Below are 22,978 nucleotides of genomic sequence, written 5' to 3' on the forward strand. Positions count from 1 at the left end.
GATATCCAAGCGTCATATATTAATTGACACGCGCAACCAAGCACCAGCCTATTCTCGCGCGCAAATGCTCAAGTGAGCCTGCAAATCATCATCCCGGAAAAATGGGGAGAAATAATGTCGAATTTTCACAGGGCCCCTGACAAAAGTATATAAAGCCCCCCAGCGGGCAGGATTTTTGTCCCGTCAGAAGCAGACCAAGTCGCACGAAGTGCACTTCTTGATTGACAGACCAGCAGGAAAGCGATCTTTAGATGAGCTGGGGCTGCCGCCCTCAAAACCGCGAATTGACGGCATCGTGAGAGCCCCCCTTCCTTGCTCGCCCAAAAGTCCCCAGAAGTCCGATGACCAAAGACAAGACGACACAGACAACAAGATCCGAACCGGTCATGAGTGCGGAGCAGTTTCGGGAGTGGCGCAAATCACTTGGCCTCAAGCAGAAAGAGGCCGCCGAACAGCTTGGCCTGAAAAAGCGCATGATCCAGTACTATGAAAAAGGCAACCGTGACGGGCGCCCCGTGGAGATCCCCAAGTCCATCCGGCTTGCCTGCTATGCGCTGTCGGAAGGCATTGTTGATTTCGACGGACACACCGTGGTTGCAGCCGCTCCGGACCCGGGCATCCGCCTGCCCCATCCGGACTCCGATCAGATGTAACCGCCCGCCCCCCGGGCAAGCTGCATCCGCCCTGCGGCCTCGGCCTGATCATTATTGCGAAATTTGAGTGCGAACGGGGTTACATAGCCCCCCGCTTTTGCCTATAAGACGCGCTCAGCCAACATTGTTATCCACTCTTCGACGCCTGCGCCCGGCAGAGGCATCTGCTCCGGCCCGGTCGTTGCGAGCCCTTGCGAGCCCCGATGCCAAAACGCACAGATATTTCCTCCATCCTGATCATTGGTGCCGGCCCGATTGTCATTGGTCAGGCCTGCGAATTTGACTACTCGGGGACACAGGCCTGCAAGGCGCTGCGCGAAGAGGGCTACCGAATCATTCTGGTCAACTCGAACCCGGCGACGATCATGACCGATCCCGATCTCGCCGATGCGACCTATATCGAGCCGATCACGCCCGAGATTGTTGCCAAGATCATCGAGAAGGAACGTCCGGACGCCCTGCTTCCGACCATGGGGGGCCAGACAGCGCTGAACTGTGCCCTCGACCTCGAACAAATGGGGGTTCTCGAGCAATTCGGTGTCGAGATGATCGGCGCGCGTGCGGATGTGATCGAGAAGGCTGAGGACCGCGAGAAATTCCGCGCGGCGATGGATGTGATCGGACTGGAAAACCCGCGCGCGGCAATCGCCTCGTCGCCGGCGATCAAGGACGAGAACGGCCGGATCACCGGCTATGACCGCACGGTCGGCTACATGGAAGCGATGCGCGCGCTTGACGATATCGGACTGCCTGCGATCATCCGCCCGGCTTTCACGCTCGGCGGCACGGGCGGCGGCGTGGCCTATAACCGTGAGGAATACGAGACCATCGTCCGCTCCGGCATTGACGCCTCTCCGGTCGGTCAGGTCCTGATCGACGAAAGCCTTCTGGGCTGGAAGGAATATGAAATGGAAGTGGTCCGCGACAAGGCGGACAACTGCATCATCATCTGCTCGATTGAAAATGTCGACCCGATGGGCGTTCATACCGGTGATTCGATCACCGTTGCCCCGGCCCTGACCCTGACGGACAAGGAATACCAGATCATGCGCGACGCCTCGCTGGCGGTTCTGCGCGAGATCGGTGTCGAAACCGGCGGTTCAAACGTTCAGTTCGCGGTCAATCCGGACAATGGCCGACTGGTGGTCATCGAAATGAACCCGCGCGTGTCGCGCTCCTCCGCGCTGGCCTCCAAGGCAACCGGCTTCCCGATTGCGAAGGTCGCCGCCAAGCTTGCGGTCGGCTACACGCTCGACGAACTGGAAAACGACATCACCGGCGGTGCAACCCCGGCGTCCTTCGAGCCGTCCATCGACTACATCGTCACCAAGATCCCGCGTTTCGCCTTCGAGAAGTTCCCGGGCTCCGAGCCGACACTCACCACCGCGATGAAGTCGGTTGGTGAAGTCATGGCGATTGGCCGCAACTTCTGCGAAAGCCTGCAAAAAGCCCTGCGCGGGCTGGAAACCGGCCTCAACGGTCTCGACGAGATTGACATTCCGGGCCTTGGCCAGGGCGACGACACCAATGCAATCCGTGCGGCAATTGCAACGCCGACACCGGAGCGGCTGCTGTATGTTGCGCAAGCCATGCGCATGGGCGTCAGCCTCGACGACATCCACCAGGCGTCACGGATCAATCCCTGGTTCCTGGAACAAATGGCCGAAATCGTCGCGATGGAGCAGAAAATCCGCATGCACGGACTGCCCGACGACGCGGCAAACCTCCGCACGCTGAAAAGCATGGGCTTTTCGGACGTTCGCCTGGCAAGCCTCGCACATCTCAACGCCGGCGATGTTGCAAAAAAACGCGAGGCGCTGGACGTCCATCCGGTCTACAAGCGGATCGACACCTGTGCGGCAGAATTCGCCTCGCCGACGGCCTACATGTATTCCACCTATGAAGCCCCCTTCATGGGCGCTCCGGCCTGCGAAGCAAACCCTTCCGACAAGAAGAAGGTGGTCATTCTGGGTGGTGGCCCGAACCGGATCGGCCAGGGCATCGAGTTCGACTACTGCTGCTGTCACGCGGCCTTTGCGCTTGAGGATGCCGGTTACGAGACCATCATGGTCAACTGCAATCCGGAAACCGTTTCGACCGACTACGACACATCCGACAGGCTCTATTTCGAACCGCTCACAGGTGAAGACGTTCTGGAAATCATCCGCAAGGAACAGTCAAACGGTACACTCCATGGCGTCATCGTCCAGTTCGGCGGACAGACCCCGCTGAAACTGGCCCAGGCGCTGGTCAAGGCCGGTGTCCCGATCCTCGGCACGTCGCCGGACATGATCGATCTGGCCGAAGACCGCGACCGGTTCCAGAAACTGCTGGTCAAGCTGGACCTGAAACAGCCGCAAAACGGCATTGCCTACTCGGTGGAACAGGGCCGGCTGATTGCAAGCCAGCTCGGCCTGCCGCTGGTCGTAAGGCCGTCCTACGTGCTCGGCGGACGGGCCATGCAGATCATCCGCGACGAGGAGGCCCTGAATTCCTATCTGCTCGGCACCCTGCCCGAGCTGGTTCCGGCCGAAGTCCGCGCGCGCTACCCGAACGACAAGACCGGACAGATCAACACGGTGCTCGGCACCAATCCGCTGCTGTTCGACCGCTATCTGGAAGGCGCCATCGAGGTCGACGTCGATGCCCTGTGCGACGGCAAGGATGTCTTTGTCTGCGGCATCATGGAACACATCGAGGAAGCCGGCATTCACTCCGGCGACAGTGCCTGTTCCCTGCCGCCATTCTCGCTGTCGGCAGACATGATTGCAGAACTCAAGCGCCAGACCACGGCCCTTGCACTTGCTCTGGAAGTCGGCGGCCTGATGAACGTGCAGTTCGCCATCAAGGACGGCGAGATCTACGTTCTGGAAGTCAACCCGCGCGCCTCGCGGACAGTTCCGTTCGTCGCCAAGACCGTCGGGGCCCCGATTGCGAAAATCGCAAGCCGGATCATGGCCGGTGAAAGCCTTGCCTCCTTCGGGCTGGAAGAAAAGAAACTCGACCACGTTGCGGTCAAGGAAGCGGTGTTCCCCTTCGCAAGGTTCCCGGGTGTCGACACGATCCTCGGCCCGGAAATGCGCTCCACAGGTGAGGTCATGGGCCTCGACACCGCGTTTTCCACGGCTTTTGCAAAGTCGCAAATCGGCGGCGGAACACGGGTCCCGGTGGAAGGCACCGTGTTCGTATCGCTGCGCGACGCGGACAAGGCAGGAAGCGTCGACGCGGTACGCAGCCTGGAGCAGGCCGGGTTCAGGATCATTGCAACCGGCGGCACCCAGAAATTCCTTCAGGAGCAGGGGATCGCCTGCGAGCGGATCAACAAGGTTCTGGAAGGCCGCCCGCACAATGTGGACGCGATCAAGAACGGCGACGTACAGCTTGTGTTCAACACCACCGAGGGTGCCCAGGCCATTGCCGACAGCCGGTCCATGCGCCGCGCGGCCCTTCTGAACAAGGTGCCCTACTACACCACACTCGCCGGATCGGTTGCCGCCGCCAAGGGCATTGTCGCCTTCAAGTCCGGCAGCCTTGAAGTAAAGCCTTTGCAATCTTATTTCGCCTGAGGCTATGATCAGCACAGTCTGGCCGGGAAAGCACGCCTTTCCCGGCCCGGTTTGTTTTTGACGCGTGGTCCTTGATAGAGGGGGACCCAATAAACTGAAGGTCTGAGACCAATGGAAAAAGTTCCGATGACCTCCGCCGGATACAAGATGCTTCAGGAGGAGTTGAAGCAGCGTACAACGGTGGAGCGTCCGCGCATCGTCGATGCAATTGCCGAAGCGCGCGCCCATGGCGACCTGTCGGAAAATGCGGAATATCACGCAGCCAAGGAAGCCCAAAGCCACAACGAAGGCCGCATCGCCGAGCTTGAAGACAAGCTTTCACGGGCTGAAGTCATCGATGTGACGAAACTCTCCGGCGACATCATCAAATTCGGGGCGACTGTCACCCTGATCGACGAAGACACCGAAGAAGAAAAGAAATACATGATCGTTGGCGACGTCGAATCCGACGTCAAATCCTCCAAGATCTCGATTTCCTCACCGATCGCCCGCGCGCTGATCGGCAAGTCTGTCGGCGACAGCGTGGAAGTGGCGGCACCAGGTGGTGCCAGATCCTACGAAATCGTCGAAGTCGAATTCGTCTGATTCAATCCCCGGGACAATTTGCCTTTGACTGCACCGCACTGGCCGTTAAGGTATGAGCCAGTGCGTCGCGTCAAAGGCGATTCCCATGGTTTTCAATACGATAAGTCTTGTTTTAGTTATTTTGGCGATTCCGCTTTGGGCCTACCGGCAATCGGTCTATCTGAGGCTGAGCCTGCCCGAACGCGGCGTTTTCAAACGGATCATCCGCAAACGTCATGAACCGGCCTGGTCGTTCGGCCTGAAACTCTATGGCGTGCTCGTTCTGGCGGTCAGCATCTTCGCCCTTTTCATTTATGGCCTTCGCTATATCAAGCGGGGTGATGTCTATTCCAAGGACTACAGCTCCGTCATGAGCAACCGGCTTTATTCCGGACACAGCGGTTTTGACGAGTCCCTCGACTCCATGCTCTACAACCAGCACTTTCTGATCATGATCCTCGTGACCTGCCTGTTTCTGACGATCAGCCTGATGCTGTTTCTGATGCCCTTTCGCGATCTGCTGGTGATGAAACGCCTGAAACGCATCCTGCGCGACCGGGCGAACAGGACATCGTAACAAGCGTTTGATACGCAGGCATGTCTCGTGATCACATGACACTTGCCGTGTCCGGCCGAACGCCTCCGGTCTTTTACAAATACCAAGAGCAAAGCGAAACCATGAGCACCAACTGCAAGGATGCAGGCAAGAACCGGGTCGTCATCAAGAGCACGGAAGTTCTCGCCGACAATTGGGGCAAACTGACCCGGTATGAACTGTCCTATCGCCGTCAGAACGGTGCACAACAGGAACTGTCACGGGAGGTCTATGATCATGGTGACGGAGCAGCGGTGCTGCCTTACAACAGCATCAGGGGGACGGTCATTCTCACAAGGCAGTGGCGTTTGCCGCCGCATTTGGCGGGCTACGAGGACGGATTGATCGAAGTCTGCGCGGGGCTGCTCGACGAAGACAACCCGGTGGCTGCAATCAGGCGGGAGGCCGAAGAGGAAATCCGCATGTCTCTTGGCCCTGTGGAGCATGTTGGCACCTTTTTCATGACACCGGGCTCTGTGGGCGAACGCCTGCACTGCTTTATCGCACCCTACGAAGGCCACCCGAACACGGAAGCCATCGGCGGTGTGGAGAGTGAAGGCGAGGAGATCAGCATTCTGGAGTTCACACTCGCCGAAACCCTGCAAATGATCGAGCAGGGCGCGATCATGGACGCAAAGACGGTCATCCTGTTGCAACATCTGGCGCTCAAGACCTTGACGCGGAGCGGCGTTTCTTCTGTTACCTTGTTTTGAGCGGGCGGGCGGGTTCCCCTTGCGCGGCGTGCCGGTCTTCGACCAGTTTGTGCAAGCGGTCCAGCCCCGGATCGCTGATGCCCATACGCTCCAAACTGGCCCTCGTGTTCCTGAGATAGTCCCAGCAGCTGCCAAGCGGACCGGCGGCAAAGGCGAGCCGGTCGGCGACTGCACCTTCGTCCTGAGGCTTCCAGTACCGATCGTCGCCCCGATTGACGACAAAGGCCAATGCGGGAAGGTCCGTGCCATCTGCCTGCACCGACGGCCAATGAGCCTGATAAACGCCGGTCAGCATCTCCCGCACCCACAAGATGCGTAGCTCCTCCTGGAGCTGCTCTTCGGGAATGCGAAAAGCGATCCCCTCGCACTGCCCCCCTTCATCAAGGCCAAGCATCAAACCGGGTTTCTTGGGGGTTCCCCGGACGAAGCTGGTCAGACAGAAACTGCGGTGCCAGCCCACAAGAACCGCCCGGCGGGTCTCCGCGTACTCGAAAGCCGGATTCCACATCAACGACCCGTAACCAAAGACCCAGACATCGCCGCGCCCCGGACGCTTTGCCAGCGCAGCCTCCAGGGAAGCTTCGATCTCCCGGTCAGGCAAGACCGTGAAACCCGGAATGTTCAGCGACCGCGCCTTTGCCAGGACAGATCCGTCCCTCAACCCGTCCCGGGTGATGCGAAACGTCCCGTCGTCCTGTTTGCGGTCACCGGAAGGGTGCCTGCTTTTCTCCATGCCGAACGCCTCGCCTGTTCCGATTGCGCATCACGCTAGCATGCAGGTACAGGAACATCCGGAAAAAGCGGGCTCGATCAGCAGGACTGATCGCAGAACACCCTGCCGTTTCGGCGACCGGCCCTATTCCTCGATCGGCACAATCGGGTCATCCTTGGTCTTGCGGATGGTGAGTGCGGTGCGCACGCTGTCCACATTGTGAGTGGCCGTCAGTTCCCGGATGATGAAGTTCTGGAAAGTCTGAAGATCTGGCACGACGCACTTCAGCAGGAAGTCGACCTCGCCCGACAACATGTAGCTTTCGCGGACGATGGACCAGGACTTGACCTTTTCATCAAAGGCCAGCAGATCGGCCTCGGTCTGGCTGTGAAGGCCGACCATCGCGAAGGCAGTGACATCGTAACCCAGCTGCTTTTCGTCCAGAAGCGTCCGGTAGCCGCGGATCAAGCCGATCTCTTCCAGGGCGCGCACCCGGCGCAGGCAAGGCGGAGCGGATATGCCGACCCGGCGGGCGAGCTCGACATTGGTCATCCGGCCGTCGGCCTGAAGTTCCTTCAGAATATGCCAGTCGATCGAATCTAGGCGCGCTTTCAATTGTGTCTCCTTGGACGGGCCCGGTTTCAAAAGAACCCGTCATGCCGGCGCATTCGTGCTATGGGATGCAGGAACCGCCGAAAGTTCGATTGGGATGCCTTACAGGCAATTTCATTAATCGCCGGATTATGATTTTTTGCGCGTCTGTGCAAGAGTATAACAAAAAAGCGCATGATTCAGAAAGATTACGATAGGGAACCAGGTCTCCCCGCAGCCGGACGGCCATCGGCCTTTCCTCGCTCGGCCTGGGTTTTGAGCGATGGCAAGGCGGGTGACGAGGCCCAGTGTATCGGTGTCGCGGAAGCGCTGAAGCTGCCCTACGATCTCCGCCGGGTGGAGCCCCGCAAGCCCTTTGCCTGGTTTCTGCCCAAGGGCCCGATCGATCCGAAGGAACGCGAAACCGTGGAAGGCAGTCCGATCGCTCCACCCTTTCCCGATCTGGTGATCGCCTCCGGACGCCGGGCAGCGGCCTATCTGAAACGGGTGAAGCAGGCCTCCCGCGGCAGAACCTTTACCGTTTTCCTCAAGGACCCGCGCACGGGACCGGAGGCCGCCGATCTCATCTGGGTTCCCGAACACGATTCCCTGCGTGGCCCCAACGTCCTGGTCTCCGCCACGAGCCCGCACCGGTTTTCCGCGCAAAAGCTTAAAAGTCTCAGGACCTCGCCGATCCCCGAAATCGACGCATTGCCCGCTCCCCGCATCGCAGTTCTTGCCGGCGGCAACAGCCGGCATCACCGGTTTACCGGGGACGATATCTCCCGGTTTGCCGCGGGGCTGGAAAAATGGGGCGAAACGCAATCGTCCGGCTTCATGATCACGGCATCGCGGCGGACGCCGGAACCGCTGGTATCGGCCCTGAAAACACTTGCGAATGGTGGCCGGCACCTGTTTTGGGACGGCCATGGCACCAATCCCCTGCCCGCCTATCTCGCCAAGGCCGACGCCATCGTCGCAACCGCGGACTCGACCAACATGATCGGGGAAGCGGCTGCAACCGGAAAACCGGTCCATCTGTTCATGCCCTCGGGTGGACACCGCAAAATTGACAGGTTTTTGGCCACACTCGCGGACAAGGGGGTTATTCACCCCTTTCCCGGACCGTTCACAGCCACTACCTACGAACCGATTGACGCAACGCCCTGGATCGCGCAGGAAATCCTCAGAGCTTATCAGGCAAAACAGCAAGAAGATGCCACGGAGGCCCGTCGCGGCCCCGAACGCGCGCAAGACAGGCAAGACAAGGCGAACTCATGACGACACAGCACTCCAAGCTGCTCATCATCGGCTCAGGCCCGGCAGGCTACACAGCCGCCATTTATGCAGCCCGCGCAATGATGGAACCGACCCTGGTGGCCGGCATCCAGCCGGGCGGCCAGCTGACCATCACCACGGATGTCGAAAACTATCCCGGTTTCGCAGACCCGGTCATGGGCCCCTGGCTGATGGAACAGATGGCCAAGCAGGCGGAAAACGTCGGCACCCGGATCATCCACGACACCATCACCAAGGCGGACCTGTCGGCGCGTCCGTTCCGGCTCGAAAGCGACAGCGGCACCCTTTACACGGCGGATGCGCTGGTGATCGCCACAGGCGCACAGGCGCGCTGGCTCGGCATCGATTCCGAGCAGGCGTTCATGGGCGCCGGCGTGTCCGCATGCGCCACCTGTGACGGCTTCTTCTACCGCAACAAGGAAGTCGTCGTGGTCGGCGGCGGCAACACTGCGGTTGAGGAAGCGCTTTATCTGGCAAACCTCGCCTCGAAGGTGACGCTGGTCCACCGCCGCGATTCGCTGCGTGCAGAAAAGATCCTGCAGGACCGCCTGTTCAATCATCCAAAGATCGAGGTGGTTTGGGATCACGCCGTGGACGAAATCCTCGGCGGAGGCATGCCGAAGGCCGTTACCGGCGTCCGGCTGAAGAACACGAAGTCCGGCGAGACACGGGAGATCTCCACGGACGGCGTCTTCATTGCCATCGGCCACGCGCCGTCGGTGGAGCTGTTCCGTGACCAGCTTGACCTCAAACCGAACGGTTATATCCAGACCGCACCGGATTCGACCCAGACATCTGTCCCGGGCGTCTTTGCCGCCGGTGACGTCACCGACGACATTTACCGTCAGGCCGTGACGGCCGCCGGCATGGGCTGCATGGCGGCTCTGGAAGCCGAGAAATTCGTCGCCGAACACGAGGCGGTCCCGGCCAACGTGGCCGCGGAATAAATCCGGATGCCCGGGGAGCCTTCCCCGGGCTGCTTGGGAGGAACGGAATATGGATTGGGACAAGCTGCGGATCTTTCATGCGGCCGCACAGGCCGGCAGTTTTACCCATGCCGGTGACAGTCTGCACATGAGCCAGTCCGCGGTCAGCCGCCAGGTCAGTGCGCTTGAACACGATCTTGGCGTTCCGCTGTTCCACCGCCACGCGCGCGGCCTGCTTCTGACCGAGCAGGGCGAGCTGCTTTATCGCACGGCGCGCGACGTGCTGATGAAGCTGGAATCCGTTCAGACCCGGCTGTCCGACAGCAAGGACAAGCCATCCGGCATCCTGCGGGTGACGACAACAGTCGGTCTGGGATCCACGTGGCTGACCTCGCGCATCAAGGAATTTGTCAATCTTTACCCGGATGTCGAACTTCAGCTGATCTTTGACGATGACGAGCTGGATCTGGGGATGCGCGAAGCCGATATCGCCATCCGCCTGCGTCAGCCGACCCAGCCGGACCTGATCCAGCGCAAGCTGTTTACGGTGCATTTCCACGTGTTCGCATCGCCATCCTATGTGCAGGAATGCGGTGCGCCGGAGACAATCGACGAGATCGACAAACACCGGATTATCACGTTCGGCGAGCAGGCTCCGGCCTATTTGCGCAGTATGAACTGGCTTGAAACCGCTGGCCGCGCACCGGCCAGCCCGCGCCGGTCCGTGCTGAAAATCAACAATCTGGTGGCGATCAAGCGCGCGGTGCAGGCGGGCGTCGGAATTGCGATCCTGCCCGACTACATCATCAAGAAAGATTCCAATCTGGTTCAGGTTCTGTCCGGTTTCGAGGACAAGGTACCGACCTTCGACACCTATTTCGTCTACCCGTCGGAACTGAAGAACACGGCCCGGGTCACAGCCTTCCGCGACTTCCTGGTCGCCAATGCGGAATCCTGGGTTTACTAACCCAATCCTGCCCACAAACTAGGCAGCCCAATGGGAGTGCAATGCGTGATAACTTGCGCATTCATGCAAGTTCCGCAGAGCTGATCTTTTTTTGCATAGCAGACCTGCAACACTGCCTCTTGTTTCGGCAGCTTCTGCACTGCATATAGGCACTACTGTTGGTCAGTTGGCGCTGCACCTCCTCCCAGTGGCGCCGTTTCTGCCAGCTGTTCCCCTCTGGAAGGTGATTCCACTGCATATGCAGTGAATCGAATAACTGCCGGGCTTTTTAGCCCGGCTCTTTTTTTTGCCCGGACGAACAGGTCTACCCCAGAACGCGATCGACCATGGCCCCGGCAGACCCGAGATAATTCCGCGGGTCGGTCAACTGTTTCAGCCGGTCCTCACCGAGGTGATCGATCACCTCCGGCGTGTCCTTCAGGACATCATGGAGATGCTGCCCGGTCTCGATCGCCTTCCGGCAGGCAACATAAACGACGTCATGGGCCGCCTGACGGCCAGTAAACGGGGCAAGCCCCATCATCACCGCTTCAGCGACGATCAGTCCGTGAAGCATGTTCAGGTTGGACATCATCCGGTCTGCGTGGACCTCGAGCCCCGACAGCATGAATGCCGCCTGTTGAAGCGCCCCTGAAGCAATCGCAAAGCTTTCCGGCACCGCCGCCCATTCCAGATGCCAGGGACCGGTCGCCCGTTCAAAATCGGCCACCATGGCGTCAAGCGCCAGCCCGGCGCGCTCGCGCGCCATTTTCAAAGCCGCAATAATGTGCTCGCAGGAAATCGGATTACGCTTCTGCGGCATCGTGCTGGACGCCCCCCGGTGAGGGGCAAAAGGTTCGGACACCTCGCCGACCTCGTTCATCATCATGACAGACACGTCAAAGGCGATCTTGGCAAGACTGCCGCAGATCAATGCCATCAGCTGGACTGTTTCGACAATGCTGTCCCGGGCGACATGCCAGGTGATCAAGGGCACGCCAAGACCCAGCTCCTCGGCAAGGCGCGCCTGGACTGCCAGTCCCTTGCCTCCGAGCGAGGCCAGCGTGCCGGACGCTCCGGAAAATTCGACCACAAGAACGCGCGGCCGGATTTCCGCGATGCGTTCGCGGTGCCGCTCCAACCCGCTCAGCCAGACCGCTGCCTTGTAGCCGAAGGTCACGGGCAGGGCTTGTTGCAGGTGGGTCCGGCCTGCCATCGGCGTGTCACGGTGATCTTTCGCAAGCCGCCGCAAGGCCGAAACCGTTTCGTTGAGACGCTTGTCGATGATGTCGAGACCCTCGCGGATCTGGAGCACCGTGGCTGTGTCCATAATGTCCTGTGTGGTCGCCCCCCAATGCAGATGCTTGCCCCCTTCGCCCGCAGCTGCCGCAAGCTGTTCCACAATCGGCAGGATCGGGTATCCGACCAGCTCGGTCTCTCTGTGCAATCGATCGAAGTCAAAATTGAAACCGTCGGCAGTCGCGGCAATCTGTACAGCTGCATCCTGCGGGATGACACCCTCCGTGGCCTGAGCCTTTGCAAGCGCCACTTCCGTCTCGACACAGCGATGAATAAAGGCCTGATAGCTGAAAACCTCACGCATGTCCGCGGCAACAAATCCAGCGCTATAAAGAGGGGAATCGACAAGTGTAAGCTGAACCATAAACAAGACTCCTGAAACGCATGTCCCGGGCGTCAGCAGATGCACTTGGTAAAATTGATTATTTTTTATCCACATCTTGAGAGTAAAAACATCGAAATACCAAATACAACGATGCATCCTTTATGACCAGGACAAAATTATATTTCACAACTAAAGTAAAAGCCGATGAATGCACTAAGTTAGAGACTTCCAGATCGAACAAACTTGATTGAACTGACAGTATTGAATCACCGCAAAGACTGCGAATAGAAGTAAAATAGTTCCAAAAATTAATTCGACTTTACTTAAATGAGGAGATGGTATGACTTCCAAGCGTTTTCAATGTCATCTGCGGCAATTCTCGCTTGCGTCTGTTGCATAGATCCCGATTGATGAATTTTTGGAAAGATTTCAAAAGGCCTATGGCAAAACCGGATCGGCATCCCCATATCAATTTTAACGGGTTACACCCCCGTTTTCCTCCCCCAGAGCCCGCGTCCCCCAGCGAGGCTCCAAACTAAGGGCCGGTCGCTCAAAATGCGCCGGCTCTTTTTTTATGGGCACTCACAGAAATCCATGCCTCACATGAACAGCAGCTCTCCCGTCACATTCTGGTAGAGATGCGCCACCTGTTCCTCATAGCCGTTGTAAAGCATGGTGTTCCGGCGTTCGTCGGTTCCAAGAAGCCGCTCGCTTGCCTGGCTCCAGCGGGCGTGCGGGACGGACGGATTGACGTTGGCCCAGAAGCCGTATTCCTTTGGCTGGATCTCCTCCCAGAAGCTGACGGGGCGCTTGTCGGTAAATGTAATGCGGACAATCGACTTGATCGACTTGAACCCGTATTTCCAGGGCATCACCATACGGATCGGAGCGCCGAACTGTTTGGCCAGCGGCTTGCCATAGATGCCGGTCGCCACGAAGGCCAGCTCGTTGGTCGCCTCGTCCATGGTCATGCCCTCGACATAGGGCCACGGATACCAGCTCTGTTTCTGACCGCTAGCGACTGACGGGTCGTGAAACGTCTCGAAGCGGACATATTTGGCATCGGCAGTCGGGCCTGCGAGCTTCACCAGCTCCGGCATGGCGAATCCCGACCATGGCACGGCCATCGCCCAGGCCTCCACGCAGCGGTGCCGATAGAGCCGCTCTTCCAGCGGCATTTTCGAAAGCAGGTCATCGATGTCCAGCTGCTGTGGCGTATCCACCATGCCGTCGATCGTCACCGTCCAGGGCCGGATGTCCAGCCGTTGCGCCAGGGATGCAATCTGCTTGTGCGAGCCGAACTCGTAGAAATTGTTGTAGGTGGAGGCGGCTGTTTCGTCCGTGATATCGCGATCAAGTGTGAAGGCCGGGTTCCGCTTCACCGGATAGAGACCGGCACTCGGATCGGCCTCCGCAAAAGCGGGCCTGATCCCGAGCCCCGAACCAAGCAGCGCGCCTGCACCCGCCATTCCGGTCAGGAACCGCCGCCGATTGAGGAAAACGTGTTCCGGCGTTGCTTCGCGTTCCGGTATCGCCCAGGACGGTTTGCGACGAATGTTCATCAGATGCGCTCCTTTTCGATTGCCGACAGAAAACGCAAGCGGCTCATCAAAGGCAAATAAACCCCTGGTGAGCCGCCGCCAGTTCGCTGCCGCATTCTGCTTTCGGCCACGCCGGCAGTCAGGCCGCGAGCTTGCCGGCCTTGCGCAGCGCCTGTTCCGCCGCCCGGCCGGACAGGTCCGCCATGTGGTCAAAGCGCGTGACAAAGGTGGCCACCCCTGCGGTTGCGGAGCGGAGTTCGACAATCAGATCGCCGATCTCGCCCTGGGGCATCAAGGCCTGCACCTCATCCCAGCCGGACCAGCCGGGCCGGGCATCGAAGCCCAGCAGCTGGCCGCGCCGGGCCGAGACAATGGCATTGATCCTGGGCGTCGCCTCGGACGGGCACTGGATCGTCACCTTCTCGATCGGCTCCAGCAGGACCGGGTTGCATTTGGGCAATCCCTCGCGGATGGCCACGATACCGGCCATCTTGAAGGCCTGATCGGAACTGTCGACGGAATGGTAGGATCCATCCGTCAGACACACCGCCACATCGACAACCGGAAACCCGAGCGGACCGTTTTGCAATGCTTCCATGACACCGTCGCGGACCGAGGGGATGTATTGCTTGGGCACCACGCCGCCGGTGATCCTGTCGGTGAAATGAACCCCCTCGCCACGTGGCAGGGGCGTGATCTCGAGAACCACATCGCCGAACTGCCCGTGACCGCCCGACTGCTTCTTGTGCCGGCCGCGCACGCTGGTTCCACTGCGCAAAGATTCCGCATAAGGCACCTGCGGCGGCCGCTCCTGCAGTTCAAGGCCGTATTTGCCCGACAGACGGCTGCGGGCGACACGCAGATGCATCTCGCCCTGCCCTTTCAACAGGGTTTGTCCGGTCATCTGGTTCTGCTCGCATTTGAGCGACGGGTCTTCCTCCGCCAGCTTGGCAAGCGCTGCCGAAAGGCGCACCTCGTCCTTGCGATGGATGGCGGACACCGCAATGGCCAGAACCGGCGGCATCTCCGGACCCGATGGCGGTGCGGCTGTTTCAGAGGCATCCCGCCGCAGGATCTCTCCGGTCTGAACGCCTTCCAGCTTGCCGAGCCCGACGAGGTCTCCTTCCTGCGCCGCATCGCATTTGGTCAGCTGTTGCCCGAAGACCGAATACACCCCCGAAACCTTCACCTCCGATCCGTCTGCCCGATAAAGACCGCCGCCTTCCTCGACCGTTCCGGACAGGACGCGGGCGATTGAAAGCTTGCCGCCATGGGACGTGTGCAGGGTCTTCAAAACCTTGACCGGGCCATAACTGCCGGCCATTTCCATCCGTTCGCGCGTCCTGGCAAGGCCCGGGGTCTCGTGGCGGAGTGCCTTCAAAAGACGGCCGACACCGTTCCCATGCGCGGCGGACCCGAAAAACACAGGGCAAATCTGGCTTTCCTGAACCTCCCGCACCAGATCGGCAAACACCACATCCGGATCCGGCACAATGTCTTCCAGAAGCGCTTCCATGAGGTCATCGTCATGATCAGCCAGCGTTTCCAGCATAGTGTAGCGCGCTTCATGTTCACGGGTCCGGTCCGCATCGCACATGTCGATCCGGCTGCTTTCCTCCTTTTCGTGATAGACATGCGCACGTTCAAGAGCCAGGTCGATGAACCCAGTGGCCCGCCCGTCTTCCCAGATCGGGATCTGCCGCAGGACAAATGGCACATCGGAGGCCGGTTGCAGCACCGGCAGGACATCGCGCAGGCGCCGCGTGCTCTTGTCGACCTTGTTCAAAAACAAAACCCGCGGAATGGCGCGGGCTTCAAGGGCTTTCAGGATCAGCTGCAAGGCCGGGACCTTGCGCTCGTCGTCCTCCGCAACAACGACCGCAAGATCAACCCCTTCAAGGGCGCCCTCCATATCGCCCAGAAACTCCACCGAGCCGGGACAGTCTATGAAACTGTAGCTGTCTCCGAGATAGGCCGTCTCGACGATGTTCATCTCGACGCTCATGCAATGGCTGCGCGCCTCTGCCGAGGCGTCCCCAACCGTATTCCCGGTCTCGATCGTTCCCTGCCGGGGAATAGCTCCCGTACGGGCCAATATGGCTTCGAGAAGAGTTGTCTTTCCGCTGCCGAACGGCCCGACGAGCGCAATGCAGCGCTGCAGGCCTCCCGCCCTTCCTGCCGGACCGGCCTCGCCGGTTTTCAAATTGGTTGCCATAGTCCACCTTCCGTTTGCTAGAGGGTCTCCTCCCACAACGCGGCGTGGCCGGCTTCAAGACGCGGCCAGCCCGCGCCCATTCCACTTTGAATTGCGATCCGTGCATCGTCGCGCCGGTAAGGGCAGGAACGCAAGGGAATCCTGTGCGGCACCGCAGCATTCAAACATGGCGAATGACGCCACATCATAAACTCAAGATATGTGCATGCTTGGCCATCAGAGCAACATCGAAACAAAATCGACACAAATATGCTCGCTTTCAGTCACACAACGCGCATGCCCTTGCCCCTGGTTCAAGACCTGTGTGCTTCATCCAAAGGCTTGCCTCATCCATTCCCCCTACAACTCAGCACTCTCAGCAACAATGAACAAAACCGTCCTCACAGTGATAACGCTTGTCATCGGCTTTTCGGGCAGCGCTTTCGCAGACACTTGCCGCCCTGCGGTCGACCCAAACCGGCCACAAATGGTAATCGGCTATGGCAGCTTGATGCAGACCGCATCCAAGCAACGTACGGCACCGAATACGACTGCCAACAGGCCTGTTCTGGTGACCGGCTACCAGAGGTCCTGGAACGCCAAAGGCTCCCCGGTTGGCTATTCGACAACCTATCTGGGCGTGAAGGCCGTAGAAGGCGCCCGGATGAATGCGGCAATTTATGAATACCTGAACACCGATGAAATCGCAGCAACGGATCAACGTGAAGGCGCCTATTGCCGCCGCAGCGTTCCGCTGGACCAGGTAACGATGCTGGACGGCGGCAATCTGGCCGAGGATGCCCAAATCTGGATCTATGAAACCAAGCCGCAATCAACCGCCTTCCCGTCCGAAAAATGGCCAATCGTTCAATCCTATGTCGACATCTTCATCAGCGGTTGCCTTGAGCTCGAACAGGCGGTTGTAACAGACGATCTCGGTGACATGAGCTTCTCCGAGGCCTGTGTGGCGATGACAAGCGACTGGTCACCCGACTGGATCAATGACCGCATCCATCCGCGCCGGCCCTTCGCCCAACAACCGAATGCTGGCAGAATTGACAGATTGCTTCATGCGCAGATCCCGGCACAATTCAACGCCATCCGGCTTGAGAAGTAAAACGATGGCGCCAGACATGGCCGGCGCCCTCTGATCCGCTCCGGGAGAGCCGATTGGCCTCCCAATGCCATTCACCCGCAATTGGGAGCTGCCAATGCGCTTAGTATCGATGCGAGATCTTCGCAACATCCATCATATCGGCGCTCTCGCCGTATTGACGAGTGCCGTTATTCTGATGCAAGGCCCGCTGGCTTTTGCAGACGAACAAAACAACGCCCTCCCGGAGCTGCCTTCCGCGCAAGAACAAGTGCGCGATACCCAGCAACGCATGCAGTCGGATTTTGAGAACCGGCAAGCACTCGAGCACGCCGAAAGGCAGGAAAACGTCAATGACATTAACCGGATGGCACCGCTCAGGGGCATGGAAGCCTGTGGTGACATGCCGAACTGCAACTGAATTCCGGCTCATGAAAAAGCGCGGCGGGTAACTCTGTCCCGCCGCTTGGCTTGCGGATTGGTCAGCTGGCCTTGTGCAGCGACATTCCGGTTACCCCGGCTGTCACGTTGAGGCCGGTTTCACTTTGCAGACTGACCGGATTGAGCGCGATCGACTTCCCGGATCCACCGACGAGCACATTGGCTTGTGCCCCGACCAGTGCGCTTGCGCCTGCCGATACCCCGCCATAGCGCCCGGACAACGCCCCGGGGCTTGTGTTGGTGCTGGGTGCAAACACTGCCCAGACGAGATTGGCGTTTCGAACCGGACCGATATCAACGCCGTATTGGGAAACTTCTCCTGTATATGCCTCAGGCGGGCCGCTGACCGGTTTGTATTGGCAAGCCAACGCATGCTTGGAACCGACGATGAAGTTGTTCCCGTTGGTCACGGAACAGGACAACAGCCCGGCCTTGACCCCCGGGGACCCATGAGACGGCGCCACTGATGCAGCTACCGCAGGTTCTGGCGGGGGGGATGTTTTTGCGACGTCGGCGGCCTGTGCGGACGATGCGAACGGGACCAGGATAAGGGCAACGGCGAGAAGAAGTTTCGTTTTCATAAAAATAACTCCCAGGCAATCAGCGCCAACCGTGGCGGCAATGGCCTAGGTAGGTCGGAATTGTGACCGAATTCGCCCCTTGAAATGAAAAGGATTTAATATTGATTTCAGATAATTAGCAGTGGCCTGGATGCATATCATGACGTTGAGGCGGATATCGCCCCGGTCATTGGTACAACCCCGGCCGCTGTAGCGCGCCGGGGTTCATGGCAAGCAGGAAGCCTTGCAGGACGTCAGAACGGGAAGACCGCCTCAACCGTCATAATTCAAGGACATGCCACTGACACCGAGCGTCAGATTTGCGCCTGTTTCGCTTTGCAGACTGACCGGATTCAATGCAATCGACCTGTCGAGCCCGCCAACCAGAACATTGGCCTGCGCCCCGGCACCAACACTGACACCGGCCGCAACGCCGCCATAGTGACCAGCCAGCGCTCCCGGCTTGGTGTTGGCACTCGGCGCAAACACGCCCCAAACAAGCGTCGCATGTTTGACCTTGCCGATGTCAATTCCATATTCCGAAACCGTTCCGGTGTATTTCTGGGCCGCACCGCTGGTCGGCTTGAATTCGCATCCAAGCGTGTGTTTGGACCCGACAATGAAATTGGATTCACCCTCCACCCGGCAGCTCAAGACACCGATCTCGACCCCCGGTTTTTTGTCGTCAGCAAAAGCCGTTGTGGCAAACGGGGCCAGGATCAGACCAGCAGCAACAAGAGATTTCAAGTTCATCAAATTGTCTCCACGCAATAACAAGCCGTCTTGAACGGCCCAAACGGTCGGTGACTTGCCTAGTGCCCGAACCCGCTCAGACCGGCGGCCAACAGCAATTCGGGTCAGGGGAGGCTGTCACATCCCGCAAGGGCAGACAAGAGACTGTTGCCGCAACGGCATCATCCGGACTGCTTTCGCTCTTCAAGAACCACCATGGGGAGCCGTCGCAAATGCGCCTTAAGCATGCCGGAAGGACAAAAAAGCGGAGCAGACCAGACTGCTCCGCCAATTCACAAAGTCCAGCAACAAAACCCGGAATGGTCTGCTCCTCAATGCGAGGTTTCCGGCAAGCGGCCCGTCACGCAGCCGCCCCCTGATCGTCCGGGGCCCGGAAAGCAAAGCCTGCTCCCAAACGGTCCCGGAGCGCAAACACTTCTTTCACTGTGCGATGTGCCCGGACACGGGCGAACCAATCCGTTACCGGCCCGAACCGGACGGTCAAGGCCTTCAGGACCGCGGGAAGATAGGCGAGGATTTGCAAGGCGATCACGCCCCCGATCACCGGCAGGACGAAGGCCGGCACCTCAAGGAACGACAGAGCCAGAAGCCCGGCCACAGCAACGAAACCGGCAAGCACGGCATTGCGGAACCGGCGCAATCCCCTCGTGACGGACGCCGGATCCACATCGGCCTTGGAAGCGTGCAGCTTGGAGATGCCTTTTGTTCCCCACGTGGCATCATGCAGATTGAAAACGGCATAGACCTGGATCATCAGCCCCATGGGCAGCATCACAAACACCAGCGACCACACCGAGCGCAGAACAACCCGCAGGGTTCGCCGCCCAAGGATCGCACCGACAGCCAGGAAAACCAGCGTCAGGGGAAGAATGATCGTGAAGGCTGCAGCCAGACCGATCTTGATGGCGCTGATGCCAAAGAGCAGCAAGGTGCTGATCCCGGCCGCGCTGAGCATGATCCCGGTTTGCTGCTGTGTCAGACGGGACAGGTAAGGCGTCGCGGCGATCACTGCCGGCAATACAAGACACACTGCCGCGATCCCGACAAGCAGCAGGTATGGCGCCACCGCAGCAGCCGGCAAGGCCGTAACAAGCGACGCATCGAGAGACACCAGTCCGAGGATGGCCGCAGGGGTGAAAGCCAGTGCCAGCAGCATGGTGAAAGCAGTCCACAAGGCGACCGCGCAGACACGCGACTTTCGGAACCAGCCGGAGTTCGACGCCTTCCAGTAGCGTTTCAGATTGACCGCCTGATAGAGGGTCGACACGGCACCGCCATTCATCCAGCGGCGGCGCTGTTTCAAAAGCGCCGGAAGGGTATCGCACGGCTCAACTTGCGACATCGCACGATAGCTGGTCACCACGCGCAGATCACTGCCTTCGGCGCACATCAGCTCGAAACCGATCAGCGCATCCTCCGTCAGGAACCGCACGATGTCGTGAGGTTTTGTTGCATGGAGACCTTCCAGGTACCGGTCGGCAACGGTTTTTCCGTCGCCGCTGTCCCTGTTGAACCATTCCCAACGGGTCGCGGACATCTGGCCCGGCACAATGTCGACATAGCCCATGACATCCATCGCAGGCAGCCGCAGCAACCGGGACCACAAGAAGTCGACATGCTGGAACAGGTAAAGGGGATTGAGATTGCTGCCCCTTGGTTCGACCTCGACACGTGGCACCACGGCGGCAACACTCGGGTCTTCCGCAAACAGCCTGCTGATTTCGCTCAGCGTCGCGAGGCTGGGCACATTGCCGGTATCGATCTGCAGCCAGCACATGGGGTTCAATCCCGGCGCAATAGACCGCAGGACCCAGCGGTGGCTGTCGAGCTTGCCGCCATTCATGTGTTTCATGGCCACCATGACGCGGGCATTGCCTTCCGGGCCGACCGGCAACAAGACCGATTCATGAACGGTCATGCCACCGTCATCGGGATAGGGCCCCTCCATCCTCGGCAACAGGCCGCGGCGTTGCATTTCCTCACGGGTCGACGGATGCAGCTTGTCGGCGCCGTCCACCAGAAAGACCAGAACAATGTTGTTTGGCTGTGCGCCATCATTGGACGCCCTGAGATGGCCAATTGAGGCCGCCATGCCCTCAAGCGTCTGCAAAAACAGATCAACCGGTTCATTGTACATGGTCGCGCAAACCAGAACACTGGTATCGCCGAGCGCCGGATCCTTTTGCAGCACCTCGCCCTCAGCAAGGGTCTGGGTGCGCAGATGCCGGGTCTTTGCAGGCATCACCACTTCGACGTCGAAACTGCCCAGGTGGCTGTGAGTACCTTTGAGGAAACTTTGCGAAACTCCGGGGTCCCTAACCGTGCTGCCCCCAGCGGCAATCATGTCTTGAAGCATCATTAAATCTCGCTGAATGTCGTAAACTAAAATATTTCGGCGAAAGCCCGATCAAGTTCAGATAGTAACGATTGCCTCAGCATCTAGGGGCGCTTGAAAGATTCAATGACAAATATTTCATTTGGTTCATAAAGTTTTTCCGGCTTGCTTCCTCATGCCGAACAGGAAGCGAGCACCGTCAGCACACAGAACTGCTGCAATGCAGGATCAAACAACCGGCAATAAGTCGCAACGCCCGGAAAAACCAAATTTGGTTGTCTGCCGGCCTCCCTTTGGAGACCCTTGTGACAGGATTGTTTTCTGGCGGCTCCTGCTGCCAAAATAATTTTTGCAAAGAACCGCTTATTCTTTTCTCCACCCTCCAGGATTGCAAGCCCAGACATTCAACACAGGTCAAAACAACTGAAGCGGACACATGACGCAAATACATCAATTTCAAACTTGCAAGTAATGCTCCTATGACTACGCTACCTTGGTCAGATCCAAATATAATTCCATGAGAATATTTTCCTTATTGACCTCGCGAAGAGTTTTTTGGTTTGTCAAATTCGACCTCTCTCTTGTTATGGGTATAAATTTCAATTACCTTGCAACCCATGGTATTTTTTAACACTTAGACCCTCTTGATATTCGGGGTGTCGCATGCCTGATTGGAAAGCTGTCAAACAAGATGTTATTGGCGAGCTGTTTCGCAACATGACGAAGCGCGATGCCTTTACGCCCGCCATCACCCAATTCGCAGCTGCATGGCCGGACATCATCATGGGCTGGCAGGTGATGAATCTCCGGTCTGTCGAATGGTCTCATTTGCGGCCGCTCAATGTCGACAAAACCTTTATCGGCCAGTTCTTCGAAGTTGCCCATATTCATCCGTTTCCCCCGCTGATCACAGAGCCTGAATGGCATCATGACATGCTCTCGTCGGAGCAGGTCATCTCGCGCGAGGACCTCGCCAATACAGAGTTCTATCAACATACTTTCAGGCGCCGTGGCGACTGCGACCGGATCTGGTGCATGCGTGCGCATGAAGATCGGGACAATTCCGCACTACTTTCCGCACATATTCCGAAACACATCGGTGAGCGTGAGGGACAGCAATTCTGGAACGCCGTTGCGGACTTCAAGCCACATCTGCAATCCGCTTTCAAACTGTGCCTTGAATTGCATGAGCGCGCGTCCGGACTCAATGGCCGGGACCAGTTCTGGCTGAACCAAATCCCGACACCGGCATTGGTCACCGACAAATCATTCAAGGTCTTGCAGATGAATACCAGCGCCGAGCGCCTTCTGGCACGCCGGCATGTCCTGGCACTCGACAGGAACGGATACATCGGTGCAAAAGGACGCGAAAACGCCCTAAGGCTGCAGAAAACGGTTTATTCCGCCCTGGCATCGACCCGCATCGCCGGGCCGGCCGGCTTGGCATGCGGAGCAGATGCATCGCTGACCATCTTCGCACAAAGCCTTGGAGACAACCCGGACCGCCCGTACGAAGTCGAACCCTTTTGCCAGACCCACAAGAGGGCACTTGTCTATGTGCTGGACCCGCATGATGTGCCCATCGGTCCTGCCCGCGTACTCGAAGTTTTCTTCGGCTTCACCCCGGCGCAAGCCCGGTTGCTGCTGGAACTGATTGGCGGGCTCGATTTGAAGGACGCAACGGAAAAGATCGGGATCAGGCTGAACACCGGCCGGAACCATCTGGCGCAAATGCAGTCGAAATCCGGTTTGCACAAGCAGGCAGCCCTTGTCGGGAAGGCAACAGCCGTCCTCCTCCGGCAACCCCTCAATGGCTCGTCCGAGACGGCCTGACAGACCAAAATCCCGAAGCTGCGACCGGATCACACTGGC

General features: G+C 58.8%; 19 protein-coding genes. 11 read left to right on the top strand and 8 right to left on the bottom strand.

Going from position 1 to position 22,978, the window contains the following annotated elements:
- Positions 1 to 341: 341 nt before the first annotated feature.
- The 5 genes from E1297_RS26625 (at position 342) to E1297_RS26645 (ending at position 6,091) form a co-directional block, all read left to right on the top strand.
- Positions 342 to 653 carry a helix-turn-helix transcriptional regulator gene (locus E1297_RS26625; protein WP_244327898.1) on the top strand — a complete coding sequence of 104 codons (312 nt, stop codon included), beginning with the start codon at positions 342 to 344 and terminating at the stop codon, positions 651 to 653.
- Positions 654 to 856: 203 nt separating this feature from the next.
- Entirely contained in the window at positions 857 to 4,219 is a 3,363-nt protein-coding gene (gene carB / locus E1297_RS26630) for a carbamoyl-phosphate synthase large subunit (RefSeq protein WP_155143624.1), read from the top strand.
- Positions 4,220 to 4,330: 111 nt separating this feature from the next.
- Positions 4,331 to 4,804, top strand: coding sequence for a transcription elongation factor GreA (gene greA, locus E1297_RS26635; protein WP_155143626.1), 474 nt, complete (start codon positions 4,331 to 4,333; stop codon positions 4,802 to 4,804).
- Positions 4,805 to 4,889: 85 nt separating this feature from the next.
- Positions 4,890 to 5,360 carry a hypothetical protein gene (locus E1297_RS26640; RefSeq protein ID WP_155143627.1) on the top strand — a complete coding sequence of 157 codons (471 nt, stop codon included), beginning with the start codon at positions 4,890 to 4,892 and terminating at the stop codon, positions 5,358 to 5,360.
- Between the two features lie 20 nt (positions 5,361 to 5,380).
- Positions 5,381 to 6,091, top strand: a complete 711-nt coding sequence (locus tag E1297_RS26645) for an NUDIX domain-containing protein (RefSeq protein WP_244327899.1) — start codon at positions 5,381 to 5,383, stop codon at positions 6,089 to 6,091.
- Here E1297_RS26645 and E1297_RS26650 read toward each other — a convergent pair.
- Entirely contained in the window at positions 6,078 to 6,824 is a 747-nt protein-coding gene (locus E1297_RS26650; RefSeq protein WP_155143629.1) for a gamma-glutamylcyclotransferase, read from the bottom strand. The two genes, E1297_RS26645 and E1297_RS26650, sit on opposite strands and share 14 nt — an antisense overlap.
- A gap of 123 nt (positions 6,825 to 6,947) precedes the next feature.
- Complete coding sequence (locus E1297_RS26655) at positions 6,948 to 7,418, bottom strand: Lrp/AsnC family transcriptional regulator (protein ID WP_155143631.1); 471 nt, start codon at positions 7,416 to 7,418, stop codon at positions 6,948 to 6,950.
- A gap of 171 nt (positions 7,419 to 7,589) precedes the next feature.
- On the opposite strand from E1297_RS26655, the gene E1297_RS26660 reads away from it, so the two are divergent.
- From E1297_RS26660 to E1297_RS26670, 3 genes are read left to right on the top strand one after another with little or no spacing between them, the layout of a single operon-like run.
- Entirely contained in the window at positions 7,590 to 8,675 is a 1,086-nt protein-coding gene (locus E1297_RS26660) for a mitochondrial fission ELM1 family protein (RefSeq protein WP_155143633.1), read from the top strand.
- Entirely contained in the window at positions 8,672 to 9,640 is a 969-nt protein-coding gene (gene trxB, locus E1297_RS26665; protein ID WP_155143634.1) for a thioredoxin-disulfide reductase, read from the top strand. The genes E1297_RS26660 and trxB overlap by 4 nt, the downstream gene beginning before the upstream one ends.
- A 49-nt stretch (positions 9,641 to 9,689) precedes the next feature.
- Positions 9,690 to 10,586, top strand: coding sequence for a LysR family transcriptional regulator (locus E1297_RS26670; protein ID WP_155143636.1), 897 nt, complete (start codon positions 9,690 to 9,692; stop codon positions 10,584 to 10,586).
- A 304-nt stretch (positions 10,587 to 10,890) separates the two neighbouring features.
- On the opposite strand, the gene E1297_RS26675 is transcribed toward E1297_RS26670, so the two are convergent.
- From E1297_RS26675 to E1297_RS26685, 3 genes are all read right to left on the bottom strand, one after another.
- Positions 10,891 to 12,228: an adenylosuccinate lyase family protein gene (locus E1297_RS26675; protein ID WP_155143637.1), complete on the bottom strand. Its 1,338-nt coding sequence runs from the start codon at positions 12,226 to 12,228 to the stop codon at positions 10,891 to 10,893.
- 560 nt (positions 12,229 to 12,788) lie between these two features.
- Complete coding sequence (msrP, locus tag E1297_RS26680) at positions 12,789 to 13,751, bottom strand: protein-methionine-sulfoxide reductase catalytic subunit MsrP (protein WP_155143638.1); 963 nt, start codon at positions 13,749 to 13,751, stop codon at positions 12,789 to 12,791.
- A gap of 118 nt (positions 13,752 to 13,869) precedes the next feature.
- Entirely contained in the window at positions 13,870 to 15,945 is a 2,076-nt protein-coding gene (locus E1297_RS26685; RefSeq protein ID WP_155143640.1) for an elongation factor G, read from the bottom strand.
- Positions 15,946 to 16,309: 364 nt separating this feature from the next.
- Here E1297_RS26685 and E1297_RS26690 point away from each other — a divergent pair, with 364 nt between their 5' ends.
- Complete coding sequence (locus E1297_RS26690) at positions 16,310 to 17,041, top strand: gamma-glutamylcyclotransferase family protein (protein ID WP_196223413.1); 732 nt, start codon at positions 16,310 to 16,312, stop codon at positions 17,039 to 17,041.
- 94 nt (positions 17,042 to 17,135) lie between these two features.
- Positions 17,136 to 17,438 carry a hypothetical protein gene (locus tag E1297_RS26695; protein WP_155143643.1) on the top strand — a complete coding sequence of 101 codons (303 nt, stop codon included), beginning with the start codon at positions 17,136 to 17,138 and terminating at the stop codon, positions 17,436 to 17,438.
- Between the two features lie 61 nt (positions 17,439 to 17,499).
- On the opposite strand, the gene E1297_RS26700 is transcribed toward E1297_RS26695, so the two are convergent.
- The 3 genes from E1297_RS26700 to E1297_RS26710 form a co-directional block, all read right to left on the bottom strand.
- The gene (locus E1297_RS26700) at positions 17,500 to 18,039 is read right to left on the bottom strand and encodes a DUF992 domain-containing protein (protein WP_155143645.1); all 540 of its coding nucleotides are present in this window, start codon (positions 18,037 to 18,039) and stop codon (positions 17,500 to 17,502) included.
- Between the two features lie 252 nt (positions 18,040 to 18,291).
- A complete protein-coding gene (locus tag E1297_RS26705; RefSeq protein WP_155143648.1) occupies positions 18,292 to 18,771 on the bottom strand; it encodes a DUF992 domain-containing protein in 480 nt (159 codons plus the stop codon).
- A 340-nt stretch (positions 18,772 to 19,111) separates the two neighbouring features.
- Positions 19,112 to 21,130 (bottom strand): glycosyltransferase family 2 protein, encoded by a 2,019-nt coding sequence (locus tag E1297_RS26710; protein WP_155143650.1) that lies wholly within the window; start codon positions 21,128 to 21,130, stop codon positions 19,112 to 19,114.
- Positions 21,131 to 21,769: 639 nt separating this feature from the next.
- Here E1297_RS26710 and E1297_RS26715 point away from each other — a divergent pair.
- A complete protein-coding gene (locus tag E1297_RS26715) occupies positions 21,770 to 22,939 on the top strand; it encodes a hypothetical protein (protein WP_155143651.1) in 1,170 nt (389 codons plus the stop codon).
- Positions 22,940 to 22,978 lie beyond the last annotated feature (39 nt).

The organism is Roseibium sp. RKSG952 (assembly GCF_009711355.1).